Genomic DNA, 419 nt, shown 5'->3' with positions numbered 1-419 from the left:
ACCGTGACGGGGGGCGGACGGGCGGACGCTTGATGTCCCGCCACCGGGACTTCCCACCGTTACCGGCAGGGCCCTTCATGCTCCCCGTCGCGGCCGGCTCCTGCGGCCTGATCTCGCTCGGCACGACATCCCGGGATAGCGGCATGTTCGGTCCGTTGGAACGGGCCTGGCGACCGACGTCGGAGGCCGCCTGGGCGGTGGTCGCGAACCCGAGTGCCGCGAGTAACGCGAGCGTCGTCATCCATCGTTTCATTTCGTTCGTCCCTTCGTGGCGGAGCGTCCATGAGCCCCGGATACGAAGGGGCCAGGTTCAAGGGACAGCATGATCCAAGCTTTCATGTCCGGCTTTGCGCTGGATCAAGGACTCGGCCCGGGCCGGGACTAAGGTTCGTCCAACGAAAGCGAGGGACGCATCCATG

The 419-nt window shown here is 66.3% G+C and carries 1 pseudogene; it reads right to left on the bottom strand.

The window, feature by feature from the left end:
- Nucleotides 1–241 (bottom strand): annotated as a pseudogene (locus tag MKK58_RS18445) (hypothetical protein); the annotation flags it as partial.
- Nucleotides 242–419 lie beyond the last annotated feature (178 nt).

The organism is Methylobacterium sp. J-078, assembly GCF_022829285.1.
GTDB lineage: Bacteria > Pseudomonadota > Alphaproteobacteria > Rhizobiales > Beijerinckiaceae > Methylobacterium.
The sequence above is the reverse complement of the archived record's forward strand: the minus strand, read 5'-3'. Positions and strand labels throughout refer to the sequence as shown.